A 14,727-nucleotide genomic window follows, 5' to 3' on the forward strand; every position below is an offset into this window, starting at 1 on the left:
TAAAACAGGCACGGCAGCACCATTAAGGTGCTGCCTCGCGGCCCCAGAAAGGCTGCGCCAATCCGAAGGCCGCCGAAAGGCGGCGTTCGGCCATCCGAATTCCAAGAAATTGAGAGGCTCCCGTGGCCCGCACCACTCCCATCGAGCGTTACCGCAACTTCGGCATCATGGCCCACATCGATGCCGGCAAGACCACCACGTCCGAGCGCATCCTGTTCTACACCGGCAAGAGCCACAAGATCGGTGAAGTGCACGACGGCGCCGCCACCATGGACTGGATGGAGCAGGAGCAGGAGCGTGGCATCACGATCCAGTCCGCTGCGACCACCGCGTTCTGGAAGGGCATGGACAAGTCCCTGCCGGAGCACCGCTTCAACATCATCGACACCCCCGGACACGTCGACTTCACCATCGAAGTGGAGCGCTCGCTGCGCGTGCTCGACGGTGCGGTGTTCGTGCTGTGCGCCGTCGGTGGCGTGCAGCCGCAGTCCGAAACCGTGTGGCGCCAGGCCAACCGGTACAAGGTGCCGCGCATCGCGTTCGTGAACAAGATGGACCGTACCGGTGCCAACTTCACCAAGGTCGCCAGCCAGCTGCGCGCCAAGCTGGGTGCCGTTGCCGTTCCGATGCAGCTGCCGATCGGCGCCGAAGACAACTTCAAGGGCGTCATCGACCTGGTCAAGATGAAGGCCATCCATTGGGATGAAGCCTCCCAGGGCATGAAGTTCGAGTACCTGGACATCCCGGCCGACCTGAAGGATGCGGCTGAAGAAGCCCGTACCTTCATGATCGAAGCCGCGGCTGAAGCCAGCGAAGAGCTGATGGAAAAGTACCTGGGCGGCGAAGAGCTGGTCGAGGCTGAAATCATCAACGCCCTGCGTACCCGTACCCTGGCCACCGAAATCGTCCCGATGTACTGCGGTTCGGCGTTCAAGAACAAGGGCGTGCAGGCCATGCTGGACGGCGTGGTGCAGCTGCTGCCGTCGCCGATCGACGTGCCGGACGTGACCGGTACCGACGTGGACGACGAGACCGTTGCGCTGAGCCGCAAGTCCGACGACAAGGCACCGTTCTCGGCGCTGGCCTTCAAGATCATCACCGACCCGTTCGTGGGCGCGCTGACCTTCTTCCGCGTGTACTCGGGCACCCTGAATGCCGGCGACCAGCTGCTGAACTCGGTCAAGGGCAAGAAGGAGCGCATCGGCCGCATCCTGCAGATGCACTCCAACGATCGTGAAGAAATCAAGGAAGTGCTGGCCGGTGACATCGCCGCTGCCGTGGGCCTGAAGGACACCACCACCGGTGACACCCTGTGCTCGCAGGAGCACCCGATCATCCTGGAGCGCATGGTGTTCCCGGAGCCGGTCATCTCGATGGCCGTCGAACCGAAGACCAAGTCCGACCAGGAAAAGATGGGCCTGGCCCTCGGCCGCCTGGCGCAGGAAGATCCGTCGTTCCGCGTCAAGACCGACGAAGAATCCGGCCAGACCATCATCTCGGGCATGGGCGAGCTGCACCTGGACATCATCGTCGACCGCATGAAGCGCGAGTTCAACGTTGAAGCCAACGTCGGCAAGCCGCAGGTGGCCTACCGCGAAACCATCCAGATGGCCGACGTCAAGTCGGACTACAAGCACGCCAAGCAGTCCGGTGGTAAGGGTCAGTACGGTCACGTCGTGATCGAACTGTCGCCGATCACCGCTGAAGACCGTGCCGACCCGAAGATCGCCCCGAACATCAAGGACGACTTCCTGTTCATCAACGACATCACCGGTGGCGTGATTCCGAAGGAATTCATTCCGTCGATCGAAAAGGGCCTGCGCGAAACCATCACCAGCGGTCCGCTGGCTGGCTTCCCGGTCGTGGACGTCAAGGTGAAGCTGGTGTTCGGTTCGTACCACGACGTCGACTCCTCGGAAATGGCGTTCAAGCTGGCATCGTCGATGGCCTTCAAGCAGGGCTTCGCCAAGGCCAAGCCGGTGCTGCTGGAGCCGATCATGAAGGTCGAGATCGTGACCCCGGAGGATTACCAGGGTGACGTGATGGGCGACGTGAGCCGCCGTCGTGGCGTCCTGCAGGGTTCCGACACCACCGGTGACGGTTCGGCCAGCGTCATCAACGCGATGATCCCGCTGGGCGAAATGTTCGGTTACGCCACCTCGCTGCGTTCGCAGACCCAGGGTCGCGCAACGTTCACGATGGAATTCGACCACTACGAGCCGGCGCCGAACAACATCGCCGAAACCGTGATCAAGAAGGCCTGAGCGTAAGCTCAGGTCTTTACCTCCCTCTTTTCAAATTCAAGGTATACAACAATGGCAAAGGGTAAGTTCGAGCGCACCAAGCCGCACGTCAACGTCGGCACCATCGGTCACGTCGATCACGGCAAGACCACGCTGACCGCCGCACTGACCAAGATCGGTGCCGAGCGCTTCGGTGGCGAGTTCAAGGATTACTCCGCGATCGACGCCGCGCCGGAAGAAAAGGCCCGTGGCATCACGATCTCGACCGCACACGTCGAATACGAATCCCCGACCCGTCACTACGCCCACGTCGATTGCCCGGGCCATGCTGACTACGTCAAGAACATGATCACCGGTGCCGCCCAGATGGACGGCGCGATCCTGGTCTGCTCGGCTGCTGACGGCCCGATGCCGCAGACCCGCGAGCACATCCTGCTGTCGCGCCAGGTCGGCGTGCCGTACATCGTCGTGTTCCTGAACAAGGCCGACATGGTGGACGACGCCGAGCTGCTGGAACTGGTCGAGATGGAAGTCCGCGAGCTGCTGAGCAAGTACGACTTCCCGGGTGACGACACCCCGATCATCTCCGGTTCGGCCCGTCTGGCGCTGGAAGGCGACCAGAGCGACATCGGCGTGCCGGCCGTGATCAAGCTGGTCGAAGCCCTGGACACCTGGATTCCGGAGCCGGAGCGCGACATCGACAAGCCGTTCCTGATGCCGGTGGAAGACGTGTTCTCGATCTCGGGCCGCGGCACCGTGGTGACCGGTCGTATCGAGCGCGGCATCATCAAGGTCGGCGACGAAATCGAAATCGTCGGTATCCGTCCGGTCCAGAAGACCACCGTGACCGGCGTGGAAATGTTCCGCAAGCTGCTGGACCAGGGCCAGGCAGGCGACAACGCCGGTCTGCTGCTGCGCGGCACCAAGCGTGACGACGTCGAGCGTGGCCAGGTCCTGGCCAAGCCGGGTTCGATCAAGCCGCACACCACCTTCGAAGGTGAAGTGTACGTGCTGTCGAAGGACGAAGGCGGCCGTCACACCCCGTTCTTCAACGGCTACCGCCCGCAGTTCTACTTCCGTACCACCGACATCACCGGTAAGGCCAACCTGCCGGAAGGCACCGAAATGGTGATGCCGGGCGACAACGTGAAGATGGTCATCGAGCTGATCAACCCGGTCGCCATGGACGAAGGCCTGCGCTTCGCGATTCGTGAAGGCGGCCGTACCGTCGGCGCCGGCGTGGTCTCCAAGATCGTCGCGTAATCTGCTAGACTCTGCGCCCCGATGTTGCCTGGGTAGGGCATCGGGGCGTACCAAAACGGGAAAAGAGGCGCAGGACGCACCTCGTGTTCCCCAGACCAGGAAGGGTCGCGCCATTCAGGCAGTGTCAACAGGACCCCTGTTGACCGCCGCCTTGTATGCGCGCTATACTTTTTGTCTGGGCAGATCGGGAGACCGGTCTGCCTCGATTTTTGAGGTCTATGGAAAGATCTTGTCGCCGCGCAGGAATGCGCGGCGTCCGCATTCAGGATATTCATGGGACAAGGCAACCCAGAGGCCTTGTCCGTCGCTCTTTTAACGAAGGAACCCACCGTCATGGCGGACCAAAAGATCCGGATTCGGTTGAAGGCGTTCGATCATCGTTTGATCGACCGTTCGGCCAGCGAGATCGTAGAAACGGCAAAGCGGACCGGCGCGCAAGTGCGTGGCCCGATCCCGCTGCCGACCAAGATCGAGCGTTACACCATTCTCGTTTCCCCGCACGTCGACAAGGACGCGCGTGACCAGTACGAGACCCGCACGCACAAGCGCGTGCTCGACATCGTCGACCCCAACGACAAGACCGTGGACGCGCTGATGAAGCTCGAACTGGCTGCCGGCGTCGACGTTCAGATCAAGCTGACCTGAGGACTACGACCATGACGAAGAAATATTCGTTGGGCTTCGTGGGCCGCAAGGCTGGCATGAGCCGCGTGTTCACCGAAGATGGCCGCGCCATCCCGGTGACCCTGATTGAAGCAACCCCGAACCGCATCGCGCAGATCAAGACCGTCGAAGCCGACGGCTACAGCGCCGTGCAGGTGACCGTCGGCGCGCGTCGCGCTGCCCTGGTCAACAAGCCGGAAGCCGGCCACTTCGCCAAGGCGAAGGTGGAAGCCGGTCGTGGCCTGTGGGAATTCCGCGTTGAAGACGCGCAGCTCGGCGATTTCGCCGTTGGCGGCGAAGTCAAGGCGGACATCTTCGAAGTTGGCCAGAAGGTCGACGTCCAGGGTGTCACCAAGGGTAAGGGCTTCCAGGGCACCATCAAGCGCTACAACTTCCGTATGGGCGATGCAACCCACGGTAACTCGCTGTCGCATCGCGCGCCGGGTTCGCTGGGTCAGCGCCAGACCCCGGGTCGCGTTTTCCCGGGCAAGAAGATGTCGGGCCACATGGGTGCCGTGCAGCAGAGCACGCAGAACCTGGAAGTGGTCAAGGTCGACGTCGAGCGCGGTCTGATCGCGATTCGTGGCGCCGTGCCTGGCGCTGCGGGTGGTGACGTGATCGTGCGTCCGGCTAGCAAGGCATAAGGAGAGATGACGATGGAACTCGTTATCACGGGTAGCAACAACAAGGTCTCGGTCTCCGATGCCGTGTTCGGTCGCGATTTCAGCGAAGATCTGGTCCACCAGGTCGTCGTCGCCTATCGCAACGCCGGTCGCGCCGGCACCAAGGCACAGAAGACTCGCTCTGAAGTGGCTGGTACCACCAAGAAGTCGAAGAAGCAGAAGGGCGGCGGTGCGCGTCATGGCGCGCTGACGGCTCCGATCTTCGTCGGCGGCGGTGTCACCTTCGCGGCCAAGCCGCGCAGCTTCGAGCAGAAGGTCAACCGCAAGCAGTACCGTGCCGCCATGTGCGCGATCCTGTCCGAGCTGAACCGTCAGGGCCGCCTGACCATCGTGGAGTCCTTCGACGTCGAAGCGACCAGCACGAAGGGTCTGATCGCCAAGCTGGCCGGCCTGGAAGTGGGCAAGCGCCCGCTGATCGTCACCGAGGAAGCCTCCGAGCACCTGTACCTGTCCGCACGCAACGTTCCCTACGTGGAAGTGCGTGACGTCCAGGGCCTGGACCCGGTGTCGCTGGTCGGTGCCGACACGGTCGTCATCACCGCTGATGCGGTCAAGAAGGTCGAGGAGTGGCTGGCATGAACAGCAACGAAAAAATCTTCAGCGTGCTGCGTGCCCCGCGTGTCTCCGAAAAGACCGCGCGCCTGCAGGAACATTCCAACCAGTATGTCTTCGAGATCTCGAACGAAGCCACCAAGGCCGATGTAAAGGCCGCGGTCGAGCAGCTGTTCGACGTCAAGGTCGAAGCGGTCAACGTGCTGAACGTGAAGGGCAAGAACAAGTCCTTCCGTAACCGCAACGGCCGTCGCGGCGATTGGCGCAAGGCATACGTGCGTCTCGCCGATGGCCAGTCCATCGATGTAACGGCCAAGGCCTGAGGTACATCCCATGCCATTGATGAAATTCAAGCCCACTTCCCCCGGCCGCCGTTCGGCCGTGCGCGTGGTTACGCCCGATCTGCACAAGGGCGCACCGCACGCAGCGTTGCTGGAGCCGAAGAGCAATTCCGGTGGTCGTAACCACCACGGTCGCATCACCACCCGTCACGTGGGCGGTGGTCACAAGCAGCACTACCGTCTGATCGACTTCAAGCGCAACAAGGAAGGCATTCCGGCGCGCGTGGAACGCATCGAATACGATCCGAACCGCACCGCCCATATCGCCCTGCTGTGCTACGTCGACGGCGAACGCCGCTACATCATCGCACCGAAGGGCCTGAAGGCCGGTGACCAGGTGATCGCGGGTTCGGATGCGCCGATCAAGGCCGGTAACACCCTGCCGCTGCGCAACATCCCGGTCGGTACCACTGTCCACGGCATCGAACTGAAGCCGGGCAAGGGTGCACAGATCGCGCGTGCCGCCGGCGCTGCCGTGCAGCTCGTCGCTCGTGAAGGCGTCTTCGCCACCCTGCGCCTGCGCTCGGGTGAAATGCGCAAGGTGCCGGTCGAGTGCCGCGCCACCATCGGTGAAGTCGGTAACGACGAACACAACCTGGAAAAGCTGGGCAAGGCTGGCGCGAAGCGCTGGCGCGGTGTCCGCCCGACCGTTCGTGGTGCTGCCATGAACCCGGTCGACCACCCGCACGGTGGTGGTGAGGCGAAGGCCGGCCAGGGTAACCCGCATCCGGTCACCCCGTGGGGTGTCCCGACCAAGGGCTACAAGACGCGCAAGAACAAGCGCACCCAGCAATTCATCGTCCGCGATCGTAGGGGCTAATCGACCATGGCACGTTCACTCAAGAAGGGCCCGTTCGTCGATCACCACCTCGTCAAGAAGGTGGAGTCCGCTGCGGGTAGCAAGAAGCCGATCAAGACCTGGTCGCGCCGTTCGATGATCCTGCCGGAAATGGTAGGCATCACCATCGCCGTTCATAACGGTAAGAACCACGTTCCGGTGCTCGTCAACGAGAACATGGTCGGCCACAAGCTCGGCGAATTTGCCATCACCCGGACCTTCAAGGGTCACGGTGGTGACAAGAAGTCGGGCAAGTAAGGAGAGATGACAATGGAAGCGAAAGCAATCCTGCGCTCCGCGCGCATCTCTGCGCAGAAAGCCCGCCTGGTCGCTGACCAGGTGCGCGGCCTGCCGGCCGAGCGTGCGGTCAACCTGCTGAAGTTCTCGGACAAGAAGGCTGCCCACCTGATCAAGAAGGTGGTGGAGTCGGCTATTGCCAATGCCGAGAACAACCAGGGCGCCGACGTCGACGAGCTGAAGGTTCAGACCATCATGGTTGATGAAGGTCCGACCCTGAAGCGTTTCATGGCGCGGGCGAAAGGCCGCGGCACCCGCATCCTCAAGCGCACCAGCCACATCACTGTGGTTGTGGGCGCCGGCAAGTAAGCGGAAAGGAAAACACCATGGGTCATAAAGTTCATCCGATTGGTATCCGCCTCGGCATTTCCAAGGACTGGAACTCCAAGTGGTACGCCAACAAGGCCGAGTTCGCTGGTTATCTGGCGGCCGACCTGAAGGTGCGGGACATGCTGCGCAAGAAGCTCGCGCAGGCCGGCATCAGCAAGATCCTCATCGAGCGTCCGGCGAAGACCGCCCGCGTGACGATCCACACCGCCCGTCCGGGCGTGGTGATCGGCAAGCGTGGCGAGGACATCGAAAAGCTGCGCAAGGAAGTGAGTGAAATGATGGGCGTCCCGGCGCACATCAACGTCACCGAAGTGCGCAAGCCCGAGCTGGACGCACAGCTGGTTGCCGAGTCGATCGCGCAGCAGCTGGAGCGTCGCATCATGTTCCGCCGCGCCATGAAGCGCTCGGTCGGCAACGCGATGCGCCTGGGTGCCCTGGGCATCAAGGTCAACGTCGGTGGCCGCTTGAACGGCGCGGAAATCGCCCGTTCGGAGTGGTACCGCGAAGGCCGCGTGCCGCTGCACACGCTGCGTGCCGACATCGACTATGGCTTCGCTGAAGCCAAGACGACCTACGGCATCATCGGCATCAAGGTCTGGATCTACAAGGGCGAGGTTTTCGATTTCTCCCAGGTTGGCCAGGAAAAGCAGGACGACACCCCGTCGCGCAACGATCGTAACGATCGCGGCGACCGCGGTGACCGTCAGCGCCCGGCCCGTGAAGCGAGGTAACGACAATGTTGCAACCCAAGCGAACCAAGTACCGCAAGGTACACAAGGGCCGTAACGATGGCCTGAGCTGGAGCGCCAACGCTGTCAGCTTCGGCGAGTACGGCCTGAAGGCAACCGCCCACGGTCAGCTGACCGCGCGCCAGATCGAAGCGGCCCGCCGCTCGATCAGCCGCTACGTCAAGCGCGGTGGCAAGATGTGGATCCGAGTGTTCCCGGACAAGCCGATCACCAAGAAGCCCATCGAAGTCCGAATGGGTTCTGGTAAGGGCAACGTGGAATACTGGGTAGCCCAGATCCAGCCCGGCCGAATGATCTATGAAATTGAAGGTGTTGCAGAAGACGTGGCACGCGAGGCGTTCCGCCTGGCCGCTGCCAAGCTCTCCGTGACCACCACCTTCGTGACCCGGACGGTGATGTAATGGATATCAAACAACTTCGCGAAAAGTCGGCTGACGACCTGAAGTCCCATTTGGTTGACCTGCGTAAGGAGCAGTTCGCACTGCGCATGCAGCAGGTCACCGGGCAGCTGCCGAAGACTCACGAAACCCGCCGGGTGCGCCGCGAGATTGCTCGCGTCAAGACCCTGCTCGGCAGCACCAAGTAAGGATGGCCGCGATGAGCGACAATACTGAAAACAAGGCGCTGCGCACGGTCGAAGGCCGTGTCGTCAGCAACAAGATGGACAAAACGGTCACCGTGCTGGTGGAACGCCTGGTCAAGCACGCCCTGTACGGCAAGTACATCAAGCGTTCGACCAAGCTGCACGCCCACGATGCCGACAACACCTGCAACGAAGGTGATGTCGTGCGCGTGACCGAGATTGCTCCGATGTCCAAGACCAAGAACTGGCGCGTGGTGGAAGTCATCACGCGTGCGGCTCAATAAGGAGATCTGAATCATGATCCAGATGCAGAGCTACCTTGACGTCGCGGACAACTCGGGTGCCAAGCAGGTGATGTGCTTCAAGGTGCTGGGTGGTTCCAAGCGCCGTTACGCCGGCATCGGCGACATCATCAAGGTCACCGTGAAGGATGCGATCCCGCGCGGCAAGGTCAAGAAGGGTGAAGTGTATGACGCCGTCGTGGTGCGTACCCGCAAGGGTGTGCGTCGCGCCGATGGCTCGCTGATCCGTTTCGACGGCAACGCCGCGGTCCTGCTCAACAACAAGCAAGAGCCGATCGGCACCCGCATCTTCGGGCCGGTGACCCGTGAACTTCGTTCGGAGAAGTTCATGAAGATCGTCTCGCTCGCTCCCGAAGTGCTGTGAGCGACAGGAGATAATCATGGCTAACCGTATCAAGAAGGGCGACCAGGTCGTCGTCAACACCGGCAAGGACAAGGGCAAGCAGGGCGAAGTCGTCCGCGTCGACGGCGATCGTGTGATCGTCGCCAACGTGAACATCGTCAAGCGCCACACCAAGCCGAACCCGCAGGCAGGCGTTGCCGGCGGCGTGGTCGAGCGTGAAGCGTCGATCCATATCTCCAACGTGAACGTGCTCAACCCGGCTTCGGGCAAGGGCGAACGCGTTGGCTTCAAGGTGCTGGAGGATGGACGCAAACTGCGTGTGTTCCGCTCCAGCGGTGAGGCGCTCGACGCCTGAGGAATGTGAAGATGAGTTCCCGTCTCGAAAAGTTCTACCAGGACGAAGTGGTGCCGGCGCTGATGAAGCAGTTCGGCTACTCCAATCCGATGCAGGTTCCGAAGCTGGTCAAGATCACCCTGAACATGGGTGTGGGCGAAGCCGCGACCAACAAGAAGATCCTGGAAAACGCCGTGGCCGACATGGCCAAGGTCTCCGGCCAGAAGCCGATCGTGACCAAGTCCCGCGTGTCGGTGGCTTCGTTCAAGATCCGCGATGGCTGGCCGATCGGCTGCAAGACCACGCTGCGTCGTGCCAAGATGTATGAGTTCCTGGACCGCCTGATCAACATCTCGCTGCCGCGCGTGCGCGACTTCCGTGGTGTCTCGGGTCGTTCCTTCGACGGTCGCGGCAACTTCAACATGGGTGTGAAGGAGCAGATCATCTTCCCGGAAATCGACTTCGACGCTGTCGACGCGATCCGCGGCATGGATATCGCCATCACCACCACCGCCAAGACCGACGCGGAAGCGAAGGCGCTGCTCGCAGCGTTCAAGTTCCCGTTCCGTAACTGATACGTCGAGGATACCGAAATGGCAAAGACCTCCATGGTCAACCGCGACCTGAAGCGTGCGAAGCTGGCCCAGAAGTATGCCGGCAAGCGTGAAGAGCTGAAGAAGATCATCTCCAGCACGACCGCGACGTACGAAGAGAAGGAACAGGCCGTGATCAAGTTGCAGAAGCTGCCGCGCGATTCGTCGCCGAGCCGCCACCGCAACCGTTGCGAACTGTCGGGCCGTCCGCGTGGCGTGTACAGCAAGTTCGGCCTCGGCCGCAACAAGCTGCGCGAAGCCACCATGCGCGGCGACGTGCCGGGCCTGCGCAAGGCAAGCTGGTAAGGGATCACTCCCTGGAAGAGGGTGAACCCGTTCAGGTTCATCCTCTCTCGAAAGAGCCCGACGCAAGTCGGGCTCTTTTTGTCGTATACTCCCGGTCTTGCCTCGTCAGGGGCAGGGGGTAGAGCGGGGCTCTGCCCCGCTGAAGCAGGGGGCTCCGCCCGCTGGTTCATGTTCCAAGGGTCCTGGCCCATCCCAGATTTTCAAAAACAGCTAGATTTTCGCGAAAGCGGATATCGGTGCACTCAAAGGTATCGACTATGAGCATGACTGATCCCATCGCCGACCTGCTGGTACGCATCAAGAATGCGGCCGCGGTGGGCAAGCAGACGGTGAAGGCGCCGTCCTCCAAGATCAAGGTTGCAATCGCAGAAGTGTTGAAGGCCGAAGGCTACATCACCGACCTGCGCGTGACCAAGACCGAGAACAACAAGGCCGAGCTTGAAATCGTCCTGAAGTATTTCGAGGGCAAGCCGGTCATCGAGACCCTGAAGCGCTTCTCGCGTTCGGGTCTGCGCCAGTACCGTGGCAAGTCCGAGCTGCCGAAGGTCCTGAACGGCCTGGGCATTTCCATCATTTCGACCTCCAAGGGCATCATGACTGATGCGCAGGCGCGCCAGTTGGGCGTCGGCGGCGAAGTCCTGTGCTTCGTGGCCTAAGGCGAGAAGGAGAAAGTTATGTCCCGCGTAGCCAAGAAGCCGGTCAACCTGCCCAAGGGCGTTGAACTGAACATCCAGCCGGAATCCGTCAGCGTGAAGGGCCCGAAGGGCACCCTGTCGCTGCCGAAGGTTGCTGGCGTTGAAATCACCGTGGAAGACGGCGTTGCCACCCTGGCCGCCAACGACGCGAACCTGGTCCCGCTGACCGGTACCGTGCGCGCCATCCTGGCCAACATGGTCAAGGGCGTCACCGAAGGTTTCGAGCGCAAGCTCGAGCTGGTCGGCGTGGGTTACCGTGCTGCCATGCAGGGCAAGGACCTGAGCCTGTCGCTCGGTTTCTCGCACCCGGTCGTGTACGTGGCGCCGGAAGGCATCACCATCACCACCCCGACCCAGACCGAGATCCTGGTCCAGGGCGCGGACAAGCAGCTGGTGGGCGAAGTTGCCGCCAAGATCCGTGCGTACCGCAAGCCGGAGCCGTACAAGGGCAAGGGCGTGAAGTACTCCGACGAAGTCATCATCCGTAAGGAAGCCAAGAAGGCGTAAGGGCGAGTCCCTCTCTTCGAGGGAAGCATCCTGTCTTCAGCTTTCAAGGAACATACACATGAACAAGAACATCGCTCGCCTGCGTCGCGCCAAGTCCACCCGCGCGCACATCCGCATCCTCGGCGTGCCGCGCCTGTCGGTGCTGCGCACCGGTCAGCACCTGTACGCACAGGTCTTCACCGCCGACGGCTCCAAGGTGCTGGCTGCTGCCAACACCACCCAGGCCGACGTCAAGGAAGGCCTGAAGAACGGCAAGAACAGCGACGCCGCCGCCAAGGTCGGCAAGCTGGTCGCCGAGCGCGCCAAGGCTGCGGGCATCGAGAAGGTCGCGTTCGACCGCTCGGGCTACCGCTACCACGGTCGCATCAAGGCACTGGCCGATGCAGCCCGCGAAGGCGGCCTGCAGTTCTAAGGGATAAGGAAGCGGGGCAGGTCCCCGCTTCCGCCTGCCTGCCGGCACGGGCTGTGCCGGGCGACGTCCTTCTTCTGCAGGGGCGCTCGATCCACCGCTTCAACTCACAGCTATAAGCGGCCTCGAGCCGTACATACCCAATCAATCAAGGAATCAACATGGCAGAAGAACGTCAGCAGCGGGGTCGCGATCGCGACCGTAACCGCGAAGAGAAAGTCGACGACGGCATGATCGAAAAGCTGGTCGCGGTCAACCGCGTCAGCAAGACCGTCAAGGGTGGCCGCCAGTTCACCTTCACCGCACTGACCGTGGTCGGTGACGGCGCAGGCAAGGTCGGTTTCGGCTATGGCAAGGCGCGCGAAGTGCCGGTCGCCATCCAGAAGTCGATGGAGCAGGCCCGCAAGAACCTGGCCGACGTCGACCTGAACAACGGCACCCTGTGGCACCCGGTGAAGTCCGGCCACGGCGCAGCCCGCGTGTTCATGATGCCGGCCTCGGAAGGTACCGGTGTGATCGCCGGTGGTGCCATGCGCGCCGTCCTGGAAGCCGTTGGCGTCAAGAACGTGCTGGCCAAGGCCGTCGGTTCGCGTAACCCGATCAACCTGGTCCGTGCCACGCTGAAGGGCCTGACTGAAATGCAGTCGCCGGCCCGCATCGCGGCCAAGCGCGGCAAGAAGGTGGAGGATCTCAACCATGGCTAATGACAAGACTGTCAAGGTCCGCCTGGTGCGTGGCCTGCGTGGCTCCCAGTCGCGTCACCGCCTGTCGGTGCGTGCCCTGGGCCTGAACAAGCTCAACGATGTGCGTGAACTGAAGGACAGCCCGCAGGTTCGCGGTCTGATCAACAAGGTCCACTACCTCGTCAAGGTTGAGGAATAATCCAATGACCATGCGTCTCAATGAACTGAGCCCGGCACCGGGCGCCCGCACCGAACGCACCCGCGTCGGCCGCGGTATCGGCTCTGGCCTGGGCAAGACTGCCGGCCGCGGTCACAAGGGCTCGTTCGCCCGTAAGGGTGGCGGCAAGATCAAGGCGGGCTTCGAAGGCGGCCAGACCCCGATGCAGCGTCGTCTGCCGAAGATCGGCTTCCGTTCCAAGATGGCCAAGGACACTGCTGAAGTGCTGTCCTACCAGCTGGATCGCCTGGAAGCCGGTGAGATCGATTTCGCCGCGCTGCGCGCTGCGAAGCTGGTCCCGAGCACGGCCAAGAAGGCCAAGATCGTCATGAAGGGCGGCCTGACCAAGGCCTTCACCCTGAAGGGCGTCGCAGCAACGGCCGGTGCCAAGGCCGCGATCGAAGCTGCCGGCGGCAGCGTACAGGAGTAAGACATGGCGCAAGCTGGCATTGGTAACCTGGGCGGCGGGCTCGGCAAGTTCACGGAACTTCGCCAGCGTCTGCTGTTCGTCGTCGGGGCTTTGATCGTCTACCGCATCGGCTGTTATGTGCCGGTGCCGGGCGTCAATCCCGATGCCATGCTTGCGCTCATGGAGGCGCAGGGCGGCGGTATCGTGGACATGTTCAACATGTTCTCGGGCGGCGCCCTGCACCGTTTCAGCATTTTCGCGCTGAACGTGATGCCGTACATTTCGGCGTCCATCGTGATGCAGCTGGCGGTCCACATCTTCCCGGCGCTCAAGGCGCTGCAGAAGGAAGGTGAATCCGGCCGTCGCAAGATCACCCAATATTCCCGCATCGGCGCCGTGTTGCTGGCGGTGGTGCAGGGCGGCAGCATCGCGCTGGCGCTGCAGAACCAGCTGTCCCCGACCGGTGCGCCGGTGGTGTACGCGCCGGGCATGGGCTTCGTGCTCACCGCCGTGGTCGCGCTGACCGCAGGCACCATCTTCCTGATGTGGGTCGGCGAGCAGGTCACCGAGCGTGGCATCGGCAACGGTGTGTCGCTGATCATCTTCGCCGGCATCGTGGCCGGCCTGCCGGGCGCGGTCATCCACACCTTCGACGCGTTCCGCGAAGGCAACCTGCAGTTCATCCAGCTGCTGCTGATCGCGCTGGTGGTGCTGGCCTTCACCTTCTTCGTGGTGTTCGTCGAACGCGGCCAGCGCCGCATCACGGTGAACTACGCGCGTCGCCAGGGCGGCCGCAACGCGTACATGAACCAGACCTCGTTCCTGCCGCTGAAGCTGAACATGGCGGGCGTGATCCCGGCCATCTTCGCTTCCAGCATCCTGGCGTTCCCGACCACCCTGGCCATGTGGTCCGGCCAGGCCAGCTCGGCCACCTGGCTGCAGAAGGTCGCCAACGCCCTGGGTCCGGGTGAACCGCTGCACATGATCGTGTTCGCGGCGCTGATCACCGGTTTCGCGTTCTTCTATACCGCGCTGGTGTTCAACTCGCAGGAAACCGCCGACAACCTGAAGAAGTCGGGCGCGCTGATTCCGGGCATCCGTCCGGGCAAGGCCACCGCCGACTACATCGACGGCGTGCTGACCCGCCTGACCGCGGCCGGCTCGGCCTACCTGGTGATCGTCTGCCTGCTGCCGGAAATCATGCGCACGCAGCTGAACGCCTCGTTCTACTTCGGCGGCACCTCGCTGCTGATCGTGGTGGTGGTGGTGATGGACTTCATTGCGCAGATCCAGGCGCACCTGATGTCGCACCAGTACGAGAGCCTTCTGAAGAAGGCCAACCTGAAGGGCGGCAACCGCGGCGGTTTTGCCCGCGGCTGACAAGCCT

At 62.4% G+C, this 14,727-nt stretch carries 24 protein-coding genes; all 24 read left to right on the plus strand.

The genetic code is table 11. The features are described from left to right. Positions 1-122: 122 nt before the first annotated feature. The 24 genes from fusA to secY all read left to right on the plus strand — a co-directional run bounded on the left by fusA (position 123) and on the right by secY (position 14,720). A complete protein-coding gene (gene fusA, locus PDM28_RS03970; protein WP_102947315.1) occupies positions 123-2,264 on the plus strand; it encodes an elongation factor G in 2,142 nt (713 codons plus the stop codon). Between the two features lie 51 nt (positions 2,265-2,315). After that, positions 2,316-3,506 (plus strand): elongation factor Tu, encoded by a 1,191-nt coding sequence (gene tuf, locus PDM28_RS03975; RefSeq protein WP_311183892.1) that lies wholly within the window; start codon positions 2,316-2,318, stop codon positions 3,504-3,506. Between the two features lie 333 nt (positions 3,507-3,839). After that, positions 3,840-4,151, plus strand: coding sequence for a 30S ribosomal protein S10 (gene rpsJ / locus PDM28_RS03980; RefSeq protein ID WP_010341589.1), 312 nt, complete (start codon positions 3,840-3,842; stop codon positions 4,149-4,151). A gap of 11 nt (positions 4,152-4,162) precedes the next feature. After that, positions 4,163-4,813 (plus strand): 50S ribosomal protein L3, encoded by a 651-nt coding sequence (gene rplC, locus PDM28_RS03985; protein WP_102944250.1) that lies wholly within the window; start codon positions 4,163-4,165, stop codon positions 4,811-4,813. Positions 4,814-4,825: 12 nt separating this feature from the next. Continuing rightward, complete coding sequence (gene rplD, locus PDM28_RS03990) at positions 4,826-5,431, plus strand: 50S ribosomal protein L4 (RefSeq protein ID WP_102944279.1); 606 nt, start codon at positions 4,826-4,828, stop codon at positions 5,429-5,431. Continuing rightward, positions 5,428-5,727, plus strand: coding sequence for a 50S ribosomal protein L23 (gene rplW / locus PDM28_RS03995; RefSeq protein ID WP_070209011.1), 300 nt, complete (start codon positions 5,428-5,430; stop codon positions 5,725-5,727). The genes rplD and rplW overlap by 4 nt, the downstream gene beginning before the upstream one ends. A 10-nt stretch (positions 5,728-5,737) precedes the next feature. Beyond that, on the plus strand, positions 5,738-6,565 hold the full coding sequence (gene rplB, locus PDM28_RS04000) for a 50S ribosomal protein L2 (RefSeq protein WP_102944249.1): 828 nt from the start codon (positions 5,738-5,740) through the stop codon (positions 6,563-6,565). Positions 6,566-6,571: 6 nt separating this feature from the next. Next, complete coding sequence (gene rpsS / locus PDM28_RS04005; RefSeq protein WP_102944248.1) at positions 6,572-6,841, plus strand: 30S ribosomal protein S19; 270 nt, start codon at positions 6,572-6,574, stop codon at positions 6,839-6,841. Between the two features lie 12 nt (positions 6,842-6,853). Further along, positions 6,854-7,189: a 50S ribosomal protein L22 gene (gene rplV / locus PDM28_RS04010; RefSeq protein ID WP_017355410.1), complete on the plus strand. Its 336-nt coding sequence runs from the start codon at positions 6,854-6,856 to the stop codon at positions 7,187-7,189. Between the two features lie 17 nt (positions 7,190-7,206). Then, complete coding sequence (rpsC, locus tag PDM28_RS04015) at positions 7,207-7,941, plus strand: 30S ribosomal protein S3 (protein ID WP_068849461.1); 735 nt, start codon at positions 7,207-7,209, stop codon at positions 7,939-7,941. A 5-nt stretch (positions 7,942-7,946) separates the two neighbouring features. After that, positions 7,947-8,360 carry a 50S ribosomal protein L16 gene (rplP, locus tag PDM28_RS04020; protein ID WP_070209008.1) on the plus strand — a complete coding sequence of 138 codons (414 nt, stop codon included), beginning with the start codon at positions 7,947-7,949 and terminating at the stop codon, positions 8,358-8,360. Then, complete coding sequence (gene rpmC / locus PDM28_RS04025) at positions 8,360-8,545, plus strand: 50S ribosomal protein L29 (protein ID WP_070209007.1); 186 nt, start codon at positions 8,360-8,362, stop codon at positions 8,543-8,545. The genes rplP and rpmC overlap by 1 nt, the downstream gene beginning before the upstream one ends. An 11-nt stretch (positions 8,546-8,556) precedes the next feature. Continuing rightward, positions 8,557-8,826 carry a 30S ribosomal protein S17 gene (gene rpsQ / locus PDM28_RS04030; protein WP_102944278.1) on the plus strand — a complete coding sequence of 90 codons (270 nt, stop codon included), beginning with the start codon at positions 8,557-8,559 and terminating at the stop codon, positions 8,824-8,826. A 13-nt stretch (positions 8,827-8,839) separates the two neighbouring features. Then, positions 8,840-9,208 carry a 50S ribosomal protein L14 gene (rplN, locus tag PDM28_RS04035; RefSeq protein ID WP_010483978.1) on the plus strand — a complete coding sequence of 123 codons (369 nt, stop codon included), beginning with the start codon at positions 8,840-8,842 and terminating at the stop codon, positions 9,206-9,208. A gap of 16 nt (positions 9,209-9,224) precedes the next feature. Next, positions 9,225-9,542, plus strand: coding sequence for a 50S ribosomal protein L24 (gene rplX, locus PDM28_RS04040; RefSeq protein WP_017355416.1), 318 nt, complete (start codon positions 9,225-9,227; stop codon positions 9,540-9,542). A gap of 11 nt (positions 9,543-9,553) precedes the next feature. Beyond that, positions 9,554-10,096: a 50S ribosomal protein L5 gene (gene rplE / locus PDM28_RS04045; protein ID WP_102944277.1), complete on the plus strand. Its 543-nt coding sequence runs from the start codon at positions 9,554-9,556 to the stop codon at positions 10,094-10,096. 18 nt (positions 10,097-10,114) lie between these two features. Continuing rightward, positions 10,115-10,420 carry a 30S ribosomal protein S14 gene (gene rpsN, locus PDM28_RS04050; RefSeq protein WP_102944247.1) on the plus strand — a complete coding sequence of 102 codons (306 nt, stop codon included), beginning with the start codon at positions 10,115-10,117 and terminating at the stop codon, positions 10,418-10,420. Between the two features lie 257 nt (positions 10,421-10,677). Continuing rightward, positions 10,678-11,076: a 30S ribosomal protein S8 gene (gene rpsH / locus PDM28_RS04055; RefSeq protein WP_017355419.1), complete on the plus strand. Its 399-nt coding sequence runs from the start codon at positions 10,678-10,680 to the stop codon at positions 11,074-11,076. Between the two features lie 18 nt (positions 11,077-11,094). Next, the gene (rplF, locus tag PDM28_RS04060) at positions 11,095-11,622 is read left to right on the plus strand and encodes a 50S ribosomal protein L6 (RefSeq protein ID WP_102944246.1); all 528 of its coding nucleotides are present in this window, start codon (positions 11,095-11,097) and stop codon (positions 11,620-11,622) included. 52 nt (positions 11,623-11,674) lie between these two features. Continuing rightward, positions 11,675-12,034, plus strand: coding sequence for a 50S ribosomal protein L18 (rplR, locus tag PDM28_RS04065; RefSeq protein WP_171966879.1), 360 nt, complete (start codon positions 11,675-11,677; stop codon positions 12,032-12,034). 158 nt (positions 12,035-12,192) lie between these two features. Further along, a complete protein-coding gene (gene rpsE, locus PDM28_RS04070) occupies positions 12,193-12,735 on the plus strand; it encodes a 30S ribosomal protein S5 (RefSeq protein WP_102944245.1) in 543 nt (180 codons plus the stop codon). Further along, the gene (gene rpmD, locus PDM28_RS04075) at positions 12,728-12,913 is read left to right on the plus strand and encodes a 50S ribosomal protein L30 (RefSeq protein ID WP_102944244.1); all 186 of its coding nucleotides are present in this window, start codon (positions 12,728-12,730) and stop codon (positions 12,911-12,913) included. The genes rpsE and rpmD overlap by 8 nt, the downstream gene beginning before the upstream one ends. Before the next feature lie 4 nt (positions 12,914-12,917). Continuing rightward, complete coding sequence (gene rplO, locus PDM28_RS04080; RefSeq protein ID WP_102944243.1) at positions 12,918-13,361, plus strand: 50S ribosomal protein L15; 444 nt, start codon at positions 12,918-12,920, stop codon at positions 13,359-13,361. 3 nt (positions 13,362-13,364) lie between these two features. Beyond that, positions 13,365-14,720, plus strand: a complete 1,356-nt coding sequence (gene secY, locus PDM28_RS04085; RefSeq protein ID WP_102944242.1) for a preprotein translocase subunit SecY — start codon at positions 13,365-13,367, stop codon at positions 14,718-14,720. The last annotated feature ends 7 nt before the right edge of the window (positions 14,721-14,727 follow it).

Source organism: Stenotrophomonas aracearum, assembly GCF_031834615.1.
In the GTDB taxonomy this organism is placed as follows: Bacteria; Pseudomonadota; Gammaproteobacteria; order Xanthomonadales; family Xanthomonadaceae; genus Stenotrophomonas; species Stenotrophomonas aracearum.

What these genes read in the sequence shown, in the direction of transcription:
- tuf (WP_311183892.1), top strand. Translation starts at nt 2,316, where the DNA reads ATGGCAAAGGGTAAGTTCGAGCGCACCAAGCCGCACGTCAACGTCGGC.
- rpsJ (WP_010341589.1), top strand. Translation starts at nt 3,840, where the DNA reads ATGGCGGACCAAAAGATCCGGATTCGGTTGAAGGCGTTCGATCATCGT.
- rplC (WP_102944250.1), top strand. Translation starts at nt 4,163, where the DNA reads ATGACGAAGAAATATTCGTTGGGCTTCGTGGGCCGCAAGGCTGGCATG.
- rplD (WP_102944279.1), top strand. Translation starts at nt 4,826, where the DNA reads ATGGAACTCGTTATCACGGGTAGCAACAACAAGGTCTCGGTCTCCGAT.
- rplW (WP_070209011.1), top strand. Translation starts at nt 5,428, where the DNA reads ATGAACAGCAACGAAAAAATCTTCAGCGTGCTGCGTGCCCCGCGTGTC.
- rplB (WP_102944249.1), top strand. Translation starts at nt 5,738, where the DNA reads ATGCCATTGATGAAATTCAAGCCCACTTCCCCCGGCCGCCGTTCGGCC.
- rpsS (WP_102944248.1), top strand. Translation starts at nt 6,572, where the DNA reads ATGGCACGTTCACTCAAGAAGGGCCCGTTCGTCGATCACCACCTCGTC.
- rplV (WP_017355410.1), top strand. Translation starts at nt 6,854, where the DNA reads ATGGAAGCGAAAGCAATCCTGCGCTCCGCGCGCATCTCTGCGCAGAAA.
- rpsC (WP_068849461.1), top strand. Translation starts at nt 7,207, where the DNA reads ATGGGTCATAAAGTTCATCCGATTGGTATCCGCCTCGGCATTTCCAAG.
- rplP (WP_070209008.1), top strand. Translation starts at nt 7,947, where the DNA reads ATGTTGCAACCCAAGCGAACCAAGTACCGCAAGGTACACAAGGGCCGT.
- rpmC (WP_070209007.1), top strand. Translation starts at nt 8,360, where the DNA reads ATGGATATCAAACAACTTCGCGAAAAGTCGGCTGACGACCTGAAGTCC.
- rpsQ (WP_102944278.1), top strand. Translation starts at nt 8,557, where the DNA reads ATGAGCGACAATACTGAAAACAAGGCGCTGCGCACGGTCGAAGGCCGT.
- rplN (WP_010483978.1), top strand. Translation starts at nt 8,840, where the DNA reads ATGATCCAGATGCAGAGCTACCTTGACGTCGCGGACAACTCGGGTGCC.
- rplX (WP_017355416.1), top strand. Translation starts at nt 9,225, where the DNA reads ATGGCTAACCGTATCAAGAAGGGCGACCAGGTCGTCGTCAACACCGGC.
- rplE (WP_102944277.1), top strand. Translation starts at nt 9,554, where the DNA reads ATGAGTTCCCGTCTCGAAAAGTTCTACCAGGACGAAGTGGTGCCGGCG.
- rpsN (WP_102944247.1), top strand. Translation starts at nt 10,115, where the DNA reads ATGGCAAAGACCTCCATGGTCAACCGCGACCTGAAGCGTGCGAAGCTG.
- rpsH (WP_017355419.1), top strand. Translation starts at nt 10,678, where the DNA reads ATGAGCATGACTGATCCCATCGCCGACCTGCTGGTACGCATCAAGAAT.
- rplF (WP_102944246.1), top strand. Translation starts at nt 11,095, where the DNA reads ATGTCCCGCGTAGCCAAGAAGCCGGTCAACCTGCCCAAGGGCGTTGAA.
- rpsE (WP_102944245.1), top strand. Translation starts at nt 12,193, where the DNA reads ATGGCAGAAGAACGTCAGCAGCGGGGTCGCGATCGCGACCGTAACCGC.
- rpmD (WP_102944244.1), top strand. Translation starts at nt 12,728, where the DNA reads ATGGCTAATGACAAGACTGTCAAGGTCCGCCTGGTGCGTGGCCTGCGT.
- rplO (WP_102944243.1), top strand. Translation starts at nt 12,918, where the DNA reads ATGACCATGCGTCTCAATGAACTGAGCCCGGCACCGGGCGCCCGCACC.
- secY (WP_102944242.1), top strand. Translation starts at nt 13,365, where the DNA reads ATGGCGCAAGCTGGCATTGGTAACCTGGGCGGCGGGCTCGGCAAGTTC.